General features: G+C 72.9%; 13 protein-coding genes. 4 read left to right on the top strand and 9 right to left on the bottom strand.

Going from position 1 to position 17,364, the window contains the following annotated elements; genetic code table 11:
• The first annotated feature begins 39 nt into the window (after positions 1–39).
• Both DI272_RS04575 and DI272_RS04580 read left to right on the top strand, forming a co-directional pair.
• The gene (locus DI272_RS04575; RefSeq protein ID WP_109493843.1) at positions 40–1,614 is read left to right on the top strand and encodes a sigma-70 family RNA polymerase sigma factor; all 1,575 of its coding nucleotides are present in this window, start codon (positions 40–42) and stop codon (positions 1,612–1,614) included.
• Between the two features lie 263 nt (positions 1,615–1,877).
• Positions 1,878–3,302 carry a PP2C family protein-serine/threonine phosphatase gene (locus DI272_RS04580; protein WP_109493844.1) on the top strand — a complete coding sequence of 475 codons (1,425 nt, stop codon included), beginning with the start codon at positions 1,878–1,880 and terminating at the stop codon, positions 3,300–3,302.
• Between the two features lie 93 nt (positions 3,303–3,395).
• Here DI272_RS04580 and DI272_RS04585 read toward each other — a convergent pair whose 3' ends face one another.
• On the bottom strand, positions 3,396–4,886 hold the full coding sequence (locus DI272_RS04585; RefSeq protein ID WP_109493845.1) for a hypothetical protein: 1,491 nt from the start codon (positions 4,884–4,886) through the stop codon (positions 3,396–3,398).
• Between the two features lie 308 nt (positions 4,887–5,194).
• On the opposite strand from DI272_RS04585, the gene DI272_RS04590 reads away from it, so the two are divergent.
• On the top strand, positions 5,195–6,334 hold the full coding sequence (locus DI272_RS04590; RefSeq protein ID WP_109493846.1) for an aminoglycoside phosphotransferase family protein: 1,140 nt from the start codon (positions 5,195–5,197) through the stop codon (positions 6,332–6,334).
• A 272-nt stretch (positions 6,335–6,606) separates the two neighbouring features.
• On the top strand, positions 6,607–8,553 hold the full coding sequence (locus tag DI272_RS04595; protein WP_181387084.1) for an N-acetylmuramoyl-L-alanine amidase: 1,947 nt from the start codon (positions 6,607–6,609) through the stop codon (positions 8,551–8,553).
• Positions 8,554–8,565: 12 nt separating this feature from the next.
• On the opposite strand, the gene DI272_RS04600 is transcribed toward DI272_RS04595, so the two are convergent.
• The 8 genes from DI272_RS04600 to DI272_RS04635 all read right to left on the bottom strand — a co-directional run bounded on the left by DI272_RS04600 (position 8,566) and on the right by DI272_RS04635 (position 17,353).
• The gene (locus tag DI272_RS04600) at positions 8,566–9,063 is read right to left on the bottom strand and encodes a hypothetical protein (RefSeq protein WP_109500685.1); all 498 of its coding nucleotides are present in this window, start codon (positions 9,061–9,063) and stop codon (positions 8,566–8,568) included.
• A 117-nt stretch (positions 9,064–9,180) separates the two neighbouring features.
• The gene (locus tag DI272_RS04605; protein ID WP_109493848.1) at positions 9,181–12,063 is read right to left on the bottom strand and encodes an AAA family ATPase; all 2,883 of its coding nucleotides are present in this window, start codon (positions 12,061–12,063) and stop codon (positions 9,181–9,183) included.
• 108 nt (positions 12,064–12,171) lie between these two features.
• Positions 12,172–12,780: an ABATE domain-containing protein gene (locus DI272_RS04610; protein WP_109493849.1), complete on the bottom strand. Its 609-nt coding sequence runs from the start codon at positions 12,778–12,780 to the stop codon at positions 12,172–12,174.
• A gap of 23 nt (positions 12,781–12,803) precedes the next feature.
• Complete coding sequence (locus tag DI272_RS04615) at positions 12,804–13,706, bottom strand: universal stress protein (protein ID WP_109493850.1); 903 nt, start codon at positions 13,704–13,706, stop codon at positions 12,804–12,806.
• Positions 13,707–13,859: 153 nt separating this feature from the next.
• Entirely contained in the window at positions 13,860–14,102 is a 243-nt protein-coding gene (locus DI272_RS04620) for a DUF397 domain-containing protein (protein WP_097260181.1), read from the bottom strand.
• A 106-nt stretch (positions 14,103–14,208) separates the two neighbouring features.
• Complete coding sequence (locus DI272_RS04625) at positions 14,209–15,375, bottom strand: thiolase domain-containing protein (RefSeq protein WP_109493851.1); 1,167 nt, start codon at positions 15,373–15,375, stop codon at positions 14,209–14,211.
• The gene (locus tag DI272_RS04630; RefSeq protein WP_109493852.1) at positions 15,372–16,415 is read right to left on the bottom strand and encodes a thiolase domain-containing protein; all 1,044 of its coding nucleotides are present in this window, start codon (positions 16,413–16,415) and stop codon (positions 15,372–15,374) included. The genes DI272_RS04625 and DI272_RS04630 overlap by 4 nt, the downstream gene beginning before the upstream one ends.
• Positions 16,412–17,353, bottom strand: coding sequence for a Zn-ribbon domain-containing OB-fold protein (locus tag DI272_RS04635; RefSeq protein ID WP_109493853.1), 942 nt, complete (start codon positions 17,351–17,353; stop codon positions 16,412–16,414). The genes DI272_RS04630 and DI272_RS04635 overlap by 4 nt, the downstream gene beginning before the upstream one ends.
• Positions 17,354–17,364 lie beyond the last annotated feature (11 nt).

Genomic DNA, 17,364 nt, shown 5'->3' on the forward strand with positions numbered 1-17,364 from the left:
TTGTCCGAACCCACCGCAGGGGACGGGAGAGTTCCTGCCATGTCCGACGGCCCCGCCGCCACGTCCGCGTCCACACCCGCGTCCGCCGACTCCTCCATAGCCGCGTACACCCGCGTCTACGAGGAGGAACAGCCGCGCCTGGTCGCCTACGCCCGCTCGCTGACCCGTGACCCCTGGGTCGCCGAGGACCTGGTGGCCGAGGCGCACTTCCGGGTCTGGCGGCGGCTGTCGGCCGGCCATGAGGTCGACAACGTCCCGGCGTACCTGATGACGACCGTCCGGCACCTCGCCGCGACGGTCGGCGCCGCCGCGGCCCGTGAGACCCCGCAGGACCCGTGGGCCGCCGAGGGGGTGCAGGTCGGCACCGCCGGGGACGACCCGGCCGAGCGGGTCTCCTCCGTGGACCTGCTGGCCCGGGTGCTGGGCCAGCTACCGCAGCGGTGGGTCAAGGCGCTGTGGCTCGCGGAGGCGGAGGACGTCCCGCTGGAGGACATCGGCCGCCGCATCGGCACGAAGCGCGGCGCCACCGCCGTACTGCTGCACCGGGCCCGCGAGGGCATGCGCCAGGCGTTCCTGCGCGCACATCCCGGCACCCCGGCCGACCCGGCGTGCGAAGCGCACTGGGACCGTATGCCCGCCCATGTACGGGAGGCCTCCACACCCCGTCAGTCCGCGCAGCTCCTCGCGCACCTCGATGACTGCGCCGACTGCCGTGCGCGGCTCGCGGTGCTGATGCGCGCCAACGACCGGCTGCCGGCGCTGGCGGGTCCGGCGCTGCTGATCTTCGTCCTGGGCGGCTCGGGCAAGTTCCTGCTGCCGCTCGCGGCCGGGTCGGCGGGCGCGGGTGCCGCCGCGGCCTCGGGCTCCGGGGCGCACGGGGGCGGCGGTCTGCTGCATGCCGCACGCCATGTCGTGACCGGCGGGTCCAAGGTACCCGGCGCTGCGATGACCGCGATCGGCGCGACGGTGGCAGGCGCGGCGGTCGTGGCCGGGATCGTGCTGAGCAGCGCGGGTCACTCGACGCCGGTACCGCAGCAGCGGGCGGCGACGGTGCAGAGCACACCCGCGCAGACACAGGAGGCGGCGCCGACGGAAGCGCGGGCGAACGGCGTGGTCGGCGACGACTCGCCGCCCGCCGCCGCGCCGGAGGCACCTCAGGCAGCGCCCGCTGAGGAGGGGACGGTCGCTGCGGAGGTGTCCACTCCGGCCGCAACTCCGACTCCGACTTCGGCTCCGACTCCGACTTCGACTCCGGCTTCAACTCTGTTTTCAGCGCCGACTGCGACTCCGGCTCAGGAGACGACAGCCGAGCCCGAGGCCACGGCGTCCGAGCCGGAGCCGGTCACACCTGTGGCGACACCGCCCTCGATGGAAGCGACGCCCCCAGCACCGCCGACGCCCCCCACCCCGGCACCTGTCACATCCACGCCTACGCCCGCCCTCACGCCCACGCCGGCCCCCACCCCGACACCCATCGCGTCCACACCCACGACACCGACATCCGTCGACCCGACCCCCGCCGATCCCACCCCCGTGGACCCGACTCCCGAGCCCACCTCCCCGTCCCGGATCTGCGTCTGGCACGGCCCTGTCCTGATGTGTTACGCCTCTTAGAACACCCGCCCGTCGAACACACAAATGAATCCGCACACGAAAGCCTCGACGCTCCGTCAACTCACGTACGCTCACTACGACTTGCCCCAAAGGCGGCGTACATCATTCGGATGGCGAAACCGCTCCGTGAAGACTGTGGCATATGCCAGAAGCACCACCGTATCGTGTGTTGCCAAATCCCTTACAGGGCGTCGCGGGCTGTGCAACAGTCGTAACGGTCCCTCCGCCCGCCTTGGTCGTACCGTCCCGCATCGGAGTGCGTCATGCCGTCCCACCTCTCCGCGGACCGCCCAGCCGCCCAACCACCCGGGCGCGGCTCGGTCGACGCGCTGATATCGCAGGCGCGGCGGCTCAAGGGCGACGTGGACGCCGTACGGCGGGACGCCCAGGAGGACGGATCGGACCCGCAGGGACGCTGGCAGCGCGCGCTCTACGACCTGGCACTGCACCAACTCGACGACCTCGACGAGCACTTGGCCCAACTGCGGGACGGCCCCGCCCTCGCCGGGCCCGCCGATCCCGCGCCCGCCGAGCAGCCCGCGCCGGCCCCCGCCCGCGGCTCCCTGCTCAGCAGGGTGGGCAGCGCGGAATGGAACCTGCTGACGGACGAGGCGAGTTGGTCCGGAGAGCTCTATCAGATCCTGGGCCGCGACCCGGCCGCTCCCCCGCTCACCCTCGACGAGCTGCCGGCCCTGGTCCTCGACGAGGACCGGCCGAAGCTGACCTCGATGGTCACGGACTGTCTTGTCGACGCCAGGCCCATCGACGGCGAGTTCCGCGTGCTGCACCCGGACGGCGCCGTGCGCACGGTGCACATGATGGGCGAGCCCGTACTCGCCCCGGACGGCAGCACCGCTTCCATGTGGGCCGTGCTGCGGGACGTCAGCGAACTGCGCCGCAGTCAGAAGGTGGTGAGCGAGACGCATGACTCGCTGCAGCGCCACCGGCACCGCGCGCAGACCGAGCACCGGCTCGCGGTCGAGCTGCAGGCGGCCGTGCTGCCGCCGTGGCGCGGTTCCCTGCGGCTCCCGCGGCAGGGGCCGGAAACTCTGGATCTGGCGGCCCACTATCTGCCGTCGTCGACGAACGCTCGCATCGGCGGCGACTGGTACGACGCCCTCCAACTCGCCGGCGGCGACCTGCTGCTCAGCGTCGGCGATCTCACCGGACACGGCGTCGCCGTGACGTCCGGCATGGCGACGCTGCTCGGCGCCGTACGCGGCATGGCGATGGCGGGCACCGAGCCGGGGCAGCTGCTGTCCTGGCTGAACCAGTTACTCGACACCACCGCTCAACCGGCCCTGGGCAGCACCGTCTGCTGCCGGTACCGCCCCGAGACCCGCACGCTGACCTGGGCGCAAGCCGGGCACCCCGCCCCGCTGCTGTTCCGCAACGGGACGGGGCGCAGGCTGAGCGCACCGGACGGCGTCCTGCTAGGCGCGACCTCGGGTGCCGTCTACGAACAGGCCGAAGAGCCTCTCGAGGCCGGCGACCTGCTGGTACTGCACACCGAACAACTGGTGCCCGGGCACCACGGCACGGAGGCCGTGAACCGTCTCCTCGACCTGGCCCCGCGCTTCGACGAGACGTGCACCGCACAGGACTGTGTACGGATGGTCGTGGAGGAGTTCGGCGAGACCGAGCGCACGGACGACGCCTGCGTACTCATCGCAAGGGTGACCCACTGAGCCCGAAAGCACCGCACAAGGCCAGAAGGCGGCTCGCAGGCTGGGCCTGACGGCACCTCAGAGGTTCAGTGTGAGGTTCAGCGCACAAGCCCCCTATGCCCGTGCGCTGTTGCCACCCTTCACCTGCTTCGGCAGGGCCAGCTTGATCTCCTCCCTCAACTCGTGGATCTTCGGGTAGCTGGAGTACTCGGCGGTGAGCCGGTACATCTGGCGCAGCCGGTCCCAGGTGCGGTGCGAGGAGTTGGAACCCATCGACACCAGGGCCAGCCGGGCGTACGTACCGCCCTGTTCCGGGTCGTCCGCGATGAAGCAGGCGGAGGCCATCGACAGGAAGTCGAAGATCTTCGACCGCTGCCGCCCGTCGACCCGCAGGGCCAGGGCCTTCTCCGCGTAGTGCTGGGCGTGCACGGCCGCGCCGGGCTCGTGCTCCGCGAGCGTGCGGTAGGCCAGGGCCTGCATGCCGTACAGGTCCTCCTCCTTGAACATCTGCATCCAGCTCGGCGGCGGCACGTCGCTGCGGTCGGAGACGAAGAGGTCCTCCGCCTGGCCGAGCGTGCGGCGCATCGCCTGCCCCTTGCCCATGGACGCCTGCGCCCAGGCCTCCACGGTGTAGAGCATCGCCATGGTCCGCGGCAGCACTTCGTCGCCGGAACCGGACTGGGCGAGCTTCATCAGGTCGAGTGCGTCGTCGGGCCGGCCCAGGTGCACCATCTGGCGAGCCGCTCTGGAGAGCGCCTCCCCGGCGCGGGGCCGGTCACCGCCCTCACGGGCCGCATGGGCGGCGATGACGAAGTACTTCTGGGCCGTGGGCTCCAGGCCGACGTCGTGCGACATCCAGCCCGCGAGAACGGCGAGGTTGGCGGCGACGCCCCACAGGCGCCGCTGGAGATGGTCGGGGTGACGGTAGGCGAGCATGCCGCCCACCTCGTTGAGTTGGCCCACGACTGCCTTGCGCTGCAGCCCGCCACCGCGGGCCGCGTCCCACGCCCGGAACACCTCGACCGAGCGCTCCAGTTCCTCGATCTCCTGCGACCCGATGGGGGCGGCCTCGTAGCGGTCGAACCCAGCGGGGTCGGCGTGCAGAGGATCGTCGAGCTGGGGGGCGTCGGCCGTGAGGGCCGGATCGGTGTGGAGCCAGTCGTGCATGGCGCTGCTGAGTGCGGATCCTGCGGCGAGCGCGGCACCCGCGCCCACCAAGCCGCGTCGGTTGAGCATGAGGTCCATTCCCGTGAATTCGGTGAGGACCGCAGCAGTCCGCTCGGGCGCCCACGGCACACCGTCGGGATGTTCCGCATTCCCGCCGCCCTGCCGTTTCCCCGCACGCCCGTGCCGGACCAGACCGAGGTCCTCGATGGTCACGACACGGCCGAGACGCTCGGTGAACAGGGCAGCCAGCACCCGCGGTACGGGATCGCGCGGGATCTCTCCCATGTCGATCCAGCGCCGCACCCGCGAGGTGTCGGTCGACAGCTGGGGGTGGCCCATGGCCGCCGCCTGCCGGTTGACCAGCCTCGCGAGTTCACCCTTGGACCAGCCGGCCAGGCCGAACAGGTCCGAAAGGCGGGTGTTGGGTTGTCCGCTCACGTCAAGCCCCCAGGTTCTCGGCTGAGTTGACAGTAGCCCGGCGAGAGTTGCCGGGCGACTATTCGCCAGGGTTCGCCAGGGTGCGCCAGATGGTGTGCCACTGGCCGTCGGGTGTCAGGTAGGAACGCGCCACCCCGACCCGGCCGCTGCCATATGACGGGTGCATTCCCCAGGGTGCACCCGGGCGGCCGGGCCGGGTAGCGCGACAGCGCAACGTACGTGATTGCGCAGGCACGACTGTTGGCGCAGACACATTTGTTGCGCAGACACACCTGTACTGCTGGCACACGAAGGGATCTGTTTCGCCCATGTACGCAGCATCGTCCTCCGTGTCCGCCCCGCCCCGGCCGCTGCAGCCCCGCCCGGCGGGCAGCGGCCCCTACCTCGACCCCGCTCGCCCGGCGGCCCCCGTGCTCGGTGCCGGCAGGACGCGGCGCGTGCCGGGGATCGGTACCCAACCGCTCAGCGGGAGACTCGACTTGTCCGGCCCTCAGGGCGCGCAGTTGCGTGCGGCGATCGCGTCGGTGCACCGGATCTGCCCGGAGTTCGCTCCGGTGCAGGTGCTGCGCCGCAGCGGACGCTCCGTCCTCCTGGTGGGGACGACCGGACGCAGCACGGCCGTCGCGAAGTGTTTACTGGACCACTCCCCGGTGTGGGCCGAGCGGATCCGCCACGAGATAGCGGCGTACCGTTCGTTCGTCCGGCAGCGCCCGCCCGTGCGGGTGCCCCGGCTGATCGCGGCGGACCCGGACAACTGCACCCTGGTGATCGAGCGGATGCCGGGCCGGGTGGCGGCCCTGCACCGGCACCCGACGGAGGCGCCGCCGCGGGCGGACATCCGGGCGGCACTCGGCGCGATCTGCCGGCTCAACGCCTGGCGCCCCCCGGCGGGCACCTTCGACGCCCCGCTGGACTACGCGGCCCGCATCTCCCGCTATCACGAGCTGGGGCTGCTCACCGACCGCGACATGGGCGACCTCCAGAAACTGCTGCACGGCATCGCGCACTCCGCGGGCCGGCAGGGCATGGGCCAGTTCTGCCACGGCGACGCACTTCTCTCGAACATCCTCCTCTCACCGGCCGGTCCAGTGCTGGTGGACTGGGAGCACGCGGGCTGGTACCTGCCGGGGTACGACCTGGCGACGCTGTGGTCGGTGCTCGGGGACGCCCCGGCGGCCCGTCGTCAGATCAGCCAGATCGCACAGTCGGCGGGCCTGGCCTCGCGCGACGCGTTCCTGGTCAACCTGATGCTCGTACTGACCCGTGAGATCCGTACCTACGAGACGGCCGTGCAGCGTTCGATGCACGACACGACCCCGGCGGCACCGGGGGTGGCCCACCCAGGTGCTGCGCCGTCCGGCGAGGAACAGCGGCTGCTGCTGAGGCGGCTGCACGACGACTGCCAGCTGGCCCGGCGGGCCGTACGCGCGGCGGTCGGGACTCGCTGACGGGGACGGAGGTCCGCGGTGCGCCAGGGACAGCCGCGCGCCGCGGACCTTCGTATGTCCGCTCACCGTCTCCCTGCTGAGCGGACCATTGGTGTACGCCACTGACGCCCCGCAGGCACGCGGGCCGCCGCCACGAAACTCCCGCATCCCCTGGTTGACGAGGGAATTCGCCCTCTCCTGGGCATGATTGACGGATCGTCGGCAAGCCGGTACCACTGACGCACGCCCGGCCCCGCACGGCTCATCGCGCCCGACCGTCCCAGGAGGCTGCATTGCGAGTCCCCGCCCAGAGTGCCTCCGGGCACAGACGTACGCGTACCGCCGCAGTGACGGCGGCCCTGCTCTTCCCGCTGCTCGGCGCCGCTCCCTCCGGCGCGCAGACGTCCACGAACAGCCTCCAGCTGGCGTTCGCCTCGGCGGCCGCCGAGTACCAGGTGCCGCAGAGCGTCCTCCTCGGCGTCTCCTACCTCCAGTCCCGTTGGGACACGCATGCCGGCGCGCCGAGCGTGACCGGCGGCTACGGCCCGATGCACCTCACCGACGCCCGCACCGCGCTGGCCGGAGCCGCCCACCACAGTGAGGGCACGGAGGACGCGCGCGGCGACAGCGCCCGCACACCGCTGCTCCCGTCCGCCGAGGTCCCGGCGCCCGCCGAGCTCCCGGCCCGCCTGACGACGCTGCCGAAGGCGGCGGAGCTGACCGGTCTGAGCGCGGCGGAGCTGCGCACCGACCCGGCGGCGAACGTGGCCGGCGGTGCCGCGCTGCTGGCCGACGCCCAGCGCGATCTGGGCGAGCCGCTGAGCGACGATCCGGCGGACTGGTACGCGGCGGTGGCGCGCTTCTCCGGCGCGGACGACACCGCGACGGCGGCGGCGTACGCGAACGACGTGTACGACGTGATCCGCAGCGGCGAGGAGCGCACCACCGACGCGGGCCAGCGGGTCGCCCTGGCGGCCCGGCCCGGCCTCTCCCCCGCGACGGACCAGCTCGCGGACGCCGGTCTGCGCACACTGGCCACGGGTGACACCGAGTGCCCGAAGTCGGTGTCCTGCGAGTGGATCCCGGCTCCGTACGAGGAGTTCGGCGACAACGACTACGGCAACCACGACCTGGGCGACCGCCCGGCGTCGCAGAGCATCAAGTACATCGTCATCCATGACACGGAGGGGGCCTGGGACGGCGTCCTCAACCTGGTCCAGGACCCCACCTATGTGTCGTGGAACTACACCCTGCGCTCCACCGACGGCCACATCGCCCAGCATGTGAAGGCCAAGGACGTGGCCTGGCACGCGGGCAACTGGTATGTCAACGCCAAGTCGATCGGCCTGGAGCACGAGGGTTTCCTGGCGAACCCGGACGCCTGGTACACGGAGGCGATGTACCGCTCGTCGGCGCGGCTGGTGAAGTACCTGACGAGGAAGTACGGCATCCCGCTGGACCGGCAGCACATCCTCGGCCACGACAACGTGCCGGGCCCGACGACGGGAACCGTCCCCGGCATGCACACCGACCCCGGCCCCTACTGGGACTGGCGGCACTACTTCGAGCTGCTGGGCCGCCCCTTGGACGGGCCCGGCTCGAAGCAGGGGCACGGTGTGCTGACGATCCTGCCGGACTACGCGACGAACCAGCCCGTGTACACCGGCTGCGTCACCAAGGGCGAACCCTGCGCGGCGCACGGGTCGAGCGAGGTGCGGCTGTACTCCGGGCCCGGCGAGGACTACCCCCTGATCAAGGACATCGGCCTGGGGACGACACCGGGCACGGGCGTCAACGACATCTCCTCCCGGGTCTCCACCGGCCAGCAGTACGCGGTCGCCGGCCGTGAGGGCCAGTGGACGGCGATCTGGTACCTGGGCCAGAAGGCATGGTTCAGGAACCCGGCGAAGGACCCGACCGCGGTGCGCGCGAGCGGCCTGGTGGTGACGCCCAAGGAGGGCCTGACGTCCGTGCCGGTGTACGGCCGGGCCTACCCCGAGGCCGCCGCGTACCCGGCGGGGGTGCCCGCGCAGGCGGTGTCGCCGTTGCCGTACACCCTGCCCGCGGGCCAGCGGTACGTGGTCGGGGACAAGGTGCCCGGCGAGTACTACTACGCGGTCACCTTCACCACGGACTCCCACCGGGTCGTGGTCGGCAAGGACCTGTACTACGAGATCCAGTACGGCCATCGGGTCGCGTTCGTGCGGGCGGCCGACGTGGACGTGCGGCCGGCCCGCTAGCGGCGCCCGGGTTCAGCCCTGCTGGAACAGCTCCGCCGGGAGCGGCTTCAGCAGGGCGTACAGGTCGTCGGTGATCGGGCGGTCCCAGGCCGCGATGGTCACCAGGACGTTGTCGCTGCGGTCGAACTGCACGCAGGAGATCCGGCTCTCGGAGAGCTTGAGGCGGCGCACGATCATGAGGTTGTCGCCCTGCATCACGGGCATGTCCTCGGTCTCGGTGACGGTCACCTCCTCGTCGTTCTCCAGCGCGATGAGCAGCTGGGCGACCTCGAAGGGGATCTCACCCTCGCCCAGCTCACGGGCCGGGGAGCCCTCGGGGAGGTTGCCGATGATCATCGCGGGGCCGCGGCCGCCGAACAGGTCGTAGCGCAGGAAGACGCCCTGGCAGGTGCCGTCGGGGGCGGGCAGCAGGCCGGCGCCGAGGTTGCCGGGCCAGTCGCCCGGGTCCATGGCCAGTACGTCGAAGTCTGGGCCGGCGGGAGTCGCGCTGCGGCGGCGGAGGAACGACATGTACCCATCGTACGGGGCCTGGACGTCGTGGGGCTGCTGCGGGTGCGTGGGGACCGGGCGCACCCACGCGGCACAGCCGTACCTGGATCCAGGCCGCGCCCCCTCGGGGCGTCGCCCTCAGGTCGCTGCCAGTGCCTCCCGCAGTCCTGTACTGTCCGTGCCCATCTTGCGGTAGACCGCCGAGAGCAGCTGTACGACGGTCTGCTCGTCGCTGTGCAGTTCCCGCGCGATCTCCGGCTTCGAGCGGCCCTCGGCCGCCAGCGTGGCCGCAGTGCGCTCCCGGGTCGTGAGGGTGTCCGTCTCCGTGCTGTGCAGGCGGCGTGGGCGCAGGCCCGCCGCGGCCAGCTCGTCGCGGGCCTCTTCCACCAGGCCGTCGGCACCGCACTGTGCGGCCGCGTCCAGTCCCCGGTAGAGGTGCTCGGCGGCCTCCGTCGCCCGCCCCGTACGTCGCAGCTCGGTCCCCAGGGACACCAGCGCGCACGCCAGCTCGTACCCGGCCGGGGAGCAGTCCAGCTGGGCGACGGCCTCCTCCAGGTACTTCACCCGCATCGAACCCGACGAGACCTCCGCCGCCGTCCGCAGCGCCTGGCCGATGGCGGACGGCGTGCCGAACTGGCGGGCGCGGGCGAGCGCTTCGAGAGCGGTGGTGACGGCCCGTTCAGGGGTGTCGTGGCTCTCGGCGCGGGCGAGGTGGAGTTGCCAGGGGCACCAGGCGGGGTTGCGGATGCCGCGCGGGTCGAGGCGGCGGCCCGCGGAGGCCAGCTGGTTGACGGCGTCCTTGGTCCGGCCGCGGGCGAGGAGGAGTTCGCCGTACACGGTCTGGGCGTCGGGGAAGACGACGGCGGCCGGGAAGGGCTCGTTGAAGGCGTAGTCCTCGGCGGTCTGCGCGGCCTCGGTGACCCGGCCGCGGGCGAGGAGGACCTCGATGAGGATGCCCACGGCGTACCAGTGGGCGGGGGTGCCGGGGCCGACGCGTTCGGCGAGCCTGAGGCCCGCGCGGACGAAGTCCTCGGCCTCGGCGAGGCGCCCGCGGCGGTAGCGGACGTAGGCGAGGAGCGTGTACCCGAAGGAGAGGTGGGCGCCGCGCCAGCCCTGGCGTTCGAAGTCGGCGATCCCGGCGGCGAAGAGTTCTTCGGTGCGGCCGGGGCGGTCGGCGTACATGAAGGCCAGCGCGACCAGGACCGGTACCTCGAAGCCGCGGTCGGGCTCGGCCCAGCCGAGGCCGCCGTCGAGGGCGCGTTCGGCGTGCTGGAGGGCGACGTGGGCGGGTTCGCCGCGCAGGACGGCGTCCCAGGTGCGCAGGCCGATGATGTAGCGCTCGGTGAGGTCGCGGCCCTTGAGGCGGTCGGCGAGCTTGGCGAGTCGGCGGGAGCGGGAGGGGTGGTCGGGTTCGTCGGCGCGGAAGGCGTCCCACATGAACTGCTCGGAGAGCATGCGCAGTTTGACGCGGGCGTCGTCGCCGGCCCGGATCTCGCGGGCGAGGGTGTCGGAGGCCTCGGCGAGGTGGTCGCTGTGGGCGAGGACCTGGGAGAGCCGGTAGACGATGCGGTGGCGCAGGCCGGGGTCGGCGATCGGCTCTTCCAGGGCGGCGCGCAGGTGGTTGACGGTGGTGGCCGGTTCGGTGAGCAGGGAGGCGCTGCCGAGTTCGTAGAGGACGGCGGCCCGGTCCTCGAAGGGCGGGGGTTCGCGCAGGGCGCGGGCGAGGTAGCCGCGGGCGGCGTCGGGGGCGCCGGTGCGGAGGGTCTCGGCGGCGGCGGCGCGCAGTTGCTGTACGACCCAGTTGTCGCCGTCGGGGTGGGTCTCCAGCAGGTGGCGGGCGGCGGCGGAGGGGCCCTGGCCGTCGTTGACGAGGCACCAGGCGGCCTGGCCGTGCAGGGCGACGCGGACGCCGGAGGGGATGGCCCGGTAGACGGCCGTGGCGATGAGCGGGTGGACGAACTCCAGGGTCTCGGCGCCGGTGAGGATGCGGGCGCCGCGCAGGGCGTCGGCGGCGTCGGCGGCCTCCTCGTGGCCGAGCCCGGCGACGGCGGCCGCCAGGCCGGGGTGGATCTCGGTGCCGAGGACGGCGCAGGCCCAGGCGAAGCGGACGGTGGAGGTGCCGAGGCGTTCGAGGCGGGCGATCAGGCCGCTGCCCTTGACGGCGGCGGCGAGGTCGCGCAGCAGATGGGCGCCGGCCTCGGTGGGGGTGAGGCCGCGGTCGTGGACCTTGGCGGTGAGTTCGACGGCCTCGAAGGGGTTGCCCGCGGTGACCGCCCAGCACTCGCGGCAGAACGCGTCGTCGGCGTGGGTGCCGAGGGCCTCGCGGACCAGGCCGGCGACGGCGACGGCGCTGAGCGGTTCGAGATCGATGGGGCGCCCGCCGGCCCGGCCGGGCAGCCCCCTGAACGACTCGGCGTGGTCGGGGAGTTCGTCGGGCCGGTACGCCACGACGAGCAGCAGCGGGAGTTCCTCGGCGCGGGGTGCGAACGCGGCCAGCCAGCGCAGGGATTCGGGGTCGGCCCAGTGCGCGTCGTCGAGGACGAGGACCATGGGGGCGCGTTGAACGGCGAGGTGGGTGAGCACCCAGTCGAGGCCGTCGCGCAGGCCCTGCGGGTCGGGCGGGGCGCCGTCGGTCGGGGCGCACAGGCCGAGGGCGGGACCGACGATGTCGTACCAACTGCCCAGCCGGGCCCGGAGATCGGCCTCGGCCGCACCGGCGAACTGGGGTTGCAGCAGTTGCCGGGCGACGTGGAAGGCGACGCGCTGTTCCTGGTCGCCGCCGCGGGCGGAGATGACGGTGCAGCCGCGGGCGGCGGCGCGGCGGCGGACCTCGGCCATCAGGGTCGTCTTGCCGAGTCCGGCCGGTCCGGCGAAGGCGAGGAGGCCGCCGTGGGGCCGCCCCACCGCTTCGGCGCCGTCCGCGCGCAGCCCGGTGAGCTCTCCCAACGCCTCGTCCACAGCCGCGAGTTCGTGCTCGCGCTCGAAGAGCGTCCGGTCGCTCCGCATGCTGCGCCGCCCCATGGCACACCCCCTGCCACGGTGCTGCGTCCGCGCGGGGAGCGGCCGCGCAGCGTGGCCTACGGCCCCTCAGCGTACGCCCGACGGGGGCTGCGCGCCCCGGTTAGGCGGTTACTGAGCGAGGTTGTCGGTGGACTTCCTGTGCCGCTCGTGATGCCGCGCCACCCGTGCCCGGTTCCCGCAGGACGGCTTGCACCACTCCTGTCGCGGATGCTCCTTGAGGAAGTACCGCACGCACCGCGGCCCGTGGCAGGCGCGCAGCCGGTGTCGCTCGGGTCCGGCGAGGAAGGCGATCGCGGCTCGCGCGAGGACCGCGGTGAGGTCGTCCGCGCCGTCCGACGCCCGGTGCGTCACGACGGGTTCGGTGTCCTCGGCCCAGTGCAGCACCGGGACCGTGGGGGTGCGGGCGGCCGCCGTGTTCAACAGGTCCACGGCGGCCGGCACCGGCATCAGGCGGGCCGCGTCGGCGGGGCTCGGCGCCCCTGGGCGTACCGCGCGGGCGAACAGGGCGCGGACCGCCGCGCGCAGTTCGCGTACGGCGGCCAGCTCCGCGTCCCCGGCGGTGAAGCCGGGCGGCACGGTGCCGGGGTGGGCCTGGACCCAGGTGGTGAGTCCGGCGGGGTCGCTCAGGTCGTCGGCGACGCCGCCGTGGCCGTCGTGGCGGACGGTGAGGGCGAGGTCGAGGGCGAGGCGGGCGTCGCCGCTGATCGGTTCCGACATGCCCCTAATGATAAGGGGACCCCTTACCCATTAGTCGGGTCCGGTGGCACCACCGCCACCGGACCCGCCGCGTGCAGCAGCACCGCCTGTGTCACGGACCCGATCATGCGGGCCGGCACCAGCAGTCGTCGCCGGTGGCGGCCGACCACGACCAGGTCGGCGTCCTTGGAGGCGGCGACGAGATGGCCGGCGGCATCGCCCGGCGCCGTGACGACATCGACCCGGAGGTCCGGGTGGTGCTTGCGGTGCGGGGCGAGGAAGCCCTCGGCGAGGGTGCGGGTCTCGTTCTCGACGGCGTCCTGGTCGATGACCGGCGGGACGAGTTCGCCGGGGACGGCCCAGGCCAGGAGCGGCCACTGGTAGGCGGCGACGACCTGGAGGCGGGCGCCGCGCAGGGCGGCCTCGGTGTGCGCGAAGGCGAGCGTCGCCTCGTCGGGTGCCTCGACCTGGAGGCCGACGACCACGCGCGGTCCCGGCTCCGCCGCCGCGCCGTCGTGGACCTCGCGGCCTGGGCGGGGCACCACGACCACCGGGCACTCCGCGTCGCGGGCCGCGGCCATGCCGTTGGAGCCGAGCAGCAGGCCGGCGAAGCCGCCCCGGCCCCGGGAGCCGAGTACCAGCAGCTGCGCGGTGGAGCCCAGTCCGGGCACCACGGCGCTCGGCGCGCCCTCCAGGGCGAGGTACTCCGTGACGGGCCGGTCGGCGACGTCCGCGAGGCGGTCGCGGACCTCGTCGAGCACCGGATCGTCGTCCGGCGCGGGCGGCCCGGCGACGAGCACGTCGGGCTGGGTCCAGGCGGCGTACTGGCGTACATGGACCACCCGCAGGGGCGCCCGGCGTCTGCGGGCGGCGTCCAGCGCCCAGTCCAGGGCACGTCGGCTGTCGTCCGAACCGTCGACCGCCGCGATGACCGGCAGGGTGCTCATGGGTTCCTCACCTCCGGGATACGACCGTCCCCCGGGAGCCAGCCTCGCTCAGGCCCGCACCCCGGGGGTGTGCTCACGGTCGCGTGTCCGGAAAAACGGGCGGAACACCCCCGGATCAGCGGCTCGCTTCGAGCCGCGCCGCGTCACTCCGTCTCACGTGAGGTCGAACTCCCCTTCCCGCGCGCCCGACACGAAGGCACCCCACTCGGCGGGGGTGAAGATCAGGGAAGGGCTCTCCGGGCGGCCGCTGTTGCGCATCGCGATGAATCCCTCGACAAAGGCGATCTGGACATCCCCCAGGCCGCGGCTGCTGGACTGCCATTCGGCGGTGCTGAGGTCCAGCTCGGGCTTGTCCCAGCCCATGAGCGGCTGCTGCTGGATGGTGGTCTCGGCCACGTCCGTGCTCCTCCCGATTGCGTCGTCCGCGGCCAGCCTAGCGATCGACTTCGGCTGCCGACAGGCCACGTGAGGGGGACCTTTCAACGACCTTTCAGGGGACGTTTCACGCATCAGGGGGTTCGGACCCCACCAGCCACATGGAGAAGAACTGCGAGCCGCCGCCGTAGGCGTGCCCGAGGACCTTCCGCGCTCCGTCCACCTGGTGCTCGCCGGCCTGGCCGCGCACCTGCAGGGCCGCCTCGGCGAAGCGGATCATGCCGGAGGCGCCGATGGGGTTGGTGGACAGGACGCCGCCGGACATGTTGACGGGCAGGTCGCCGTCGAGTTCCGTCACGCCCGACTCGGTGAGCTTCCAGCCCTCGCCCTCGTCGGCGAAGCCGAGGTTCTCCAGCCACATGGGCTCGTACCAGGAGAACGGCACGTACATCTCGACCGCGTCGATGTCCCGGCGCGGGTCGGCGATCCCGGCCTGCCGGTACACGTCCGCGGCGCAGTCCTTGCCGGCCTGCGGGGACACCGCGTCCTTGCCGGCGAAGAGGGTGGGTTCGCTGCGCATCGCGCCGCCCAGCATCCAGGCGGCCGGGCGGGGGGCGCGGGCGGCTCCGGCCCGGTCGGTGAGCACCATCGCGCAGGCGCCGTCGGAGGACGGGCAGGTCTCGGAGTAGCGGATCGGGTCCCAGAGCATGGGTGAGGCCTGGACCTTCTCCAGGGTGATGTCGTGCTCGTGGAGGTGCGCGTAGGGGTTCTTCAGGGCGTTGCGCCGGTCCTTGTACGCGACCAGGGAGCCGACCGTGTCGGGTGCGCCGGTGCGCCGCATGTACGCGCGTACGTGCGGGGCGAAGAAGCCGCCCGCGCCGGCCAGCAACGGCTGCTGGAAAGGGATCGGCAGGGAGAGCCCCCACATGGCGTTGGACTCGGACTGCTTCTCGAAGGCGAGGGTGAGCACGGTCCCGTGCACCCGGGCCGCGACCAGGTTGGCCGCGACCAGTGCCGTCGACCCGCCGACCGAGCCCGCCGTGTGCACCCGCAGCATCGGCTTGCCCACCGCGCCGAGGGCGTCGGCGAGGTACAGCTCCGGCATCATGACGCCCTCGAAGAAGTCGGGCGCCTTGCCGATGACGACCGCGTCGATGTCGGCCCAGCTCAACTCGGCGTCTTCAAGGGCCCGTTGGGCCGCCTCCCGGACGAGCCCGGCGATCGACACGTCCCGGCGTGCGGCGACGTGCTTGGTCTGGCCGATGCCGGTGACGGCCACGGGCTCCTTGCTCATCGCGGATCCCCTTCGAGTACGGCGACCAGGTTCTGTTGCAGACAGGGGCCGGAGGTGGCGTGCGCCAGGGCCCGGTCCGACTCGCCCCGGTGGATGCGGGCCGCGGCCTCCCCGATGCGCAGCAGACCGGCGGCCATCATGGGGTTGGCGGCGAGGGCACCGCCGGACGGGTTGACGCGCACCGTCTCGTCCAGCCGCAGGGCCTTGCGCAGCACGAGCTCCTGCGAGCTGAACGGCGCGTGCAACTCGGCGGTGTCGACGGGGCGTTCGAAAGCGCCCGCCTTCTCGGCGGCCAGCCGGGCGGACGGTGAGTCGGTGAGGTCGCGGACGCCCAGGCCGTGGGCCTCGATGCGGTGGTCGATGCCGCGGATCCAGGCGGGCCGGTCGCACAGTTCCCGGGCCCGCTCCCCCGCGGCGAGGATCACGGCGGCGGCGCCGTCGCCGATGGGCGGGCAGTCGCCGGTGCGCAACGGCCGTACGACGTAGTCGCCTTGCGGCACCGGGCCGCGCAGCTGGGCGTGCGGGTTGTCGGTGGCGCGGCTGCGGGCGGCGACCGCGGCCAGGGCCGGTTCGTCGGTGGCGCCCGCGTCGATGAGGGCCTGGGCCTGGAGGGCGGCGAGGGCGACGGAGTCGGGCCACAGGGGTGCCACGTAGTACGGGTCGAGCTGCCGGGTCAGGACGTCGCGGACCGAGCCCGGCGAGGCCTTGCCGTAGGAGTACACCAGCGCGGTGTCGGCGTCCCCCGACAGGAGCTTGGTCCACGCCTCGTACAGCGCCCACGCGCCGTCCGTCTCGACGTGCGACTCGGAGATGGGCGGCCAGGCGCCCACGCCGTCGAGGGCGAGGGTGAAGGAGAAGGCCCGGCCGGCGAGGTAGTCGCAGGAGCCGGAGCAGGTGAAGCCGATGTCGGCGGTCTTCAGGCCGGTCCGGTCGAGGACGTCGTGCAGGACCGGCATCAGCATCTCCACCTCGGACATCTCCTCGGTGGTGCGCAGGACGTCGGACTGCGCTACGGCGACGACGGCGATGTCCCTGGTCACAGCAGCTCCTTGTACGTCTCGTAGGCCGCGTCGGGTTCGCCGGTGGGCCGGTAGTGGTCGGGGTAGCGGCCCCCTTCCGTCCACACCGGCTCGACCCGCAGGCCCATCCGCACCTGGTCGTACGGGATGCCGCCGATGCGTCCGTGCAGGGCGAGGTCGGCGCCGTCGAGGGCGATGTGGGCGTAGACGTACGGCACTTCGATGTCGAGGTTCTTGGCCTTGATGTTGACGATGCAGAACGTGGTGACCGTGCCCGCCGGGCCCACCTCGACCTGTTCCGAGGTGGCGACACCGCAGGTGGGGCAGGCGCCGCGCGGGGGCACGTAGACCTTGCGGCAGGAGGGGCAGCGTTCGCCGACGGCGCGGTGGCCGGCGAGGGCGTTGATGTAGGCGGTCTGGGCGCGGCCGGGCGAGTAGGTGTAGTCGAGGCGGGCGGGCGCGACGATGCCGGTGACGGGGTCCGCGAACTCGCCGCTGTGGCCCTGGGGCTGGAGCGCCTCTCCGTCGTACGGCTCGAAGCAGGCGATGTCCGTGATCGCGCCGACGCGGTCCTCGGCCCAGCGGACGCGGACCCGCATGCCCGTGTGCACGGTGTCCGGGCCGGGGGCGTCGAGGGCGTGGAGGAGGGCGGTGTCGGCGCCGTCGAGGCGGACGAGGACCCAGGCGAAGGGGGTGTCCAGCGGCTGGCCGCGGCGGGGCTCATGGTTCCAGGCCCAGGTGGTGACCGTGCCGGTGGCGGCGACCTCGACGAGCTCGCCGATCTCCTCGGCGGTGACGGGGTCGTACTCGACGGGCGGGACCAGGGTGCGGCCGTCGCGGGTCTTCACGCCGAGGACGACGCGTTCGCGCAGGCCGGTCAGGAAGGCGCTCTGGACGGGGCCGAGGGATCGGGTGAAGGGGAACTCGACGACCAGCGGGGCTTTCAGGACTTCCGGCATCGCCGGCCTCC

The sequence above is a fragment of the Streptomyces sp. Act143 genome, from assembly GCF_003143935.1.
Classification (GTDB): domain Bacteria; phylum Actinomycetota; class Actinomycetes; order Streptomycetales; family Streptomycetaceae; genus Streptomyces.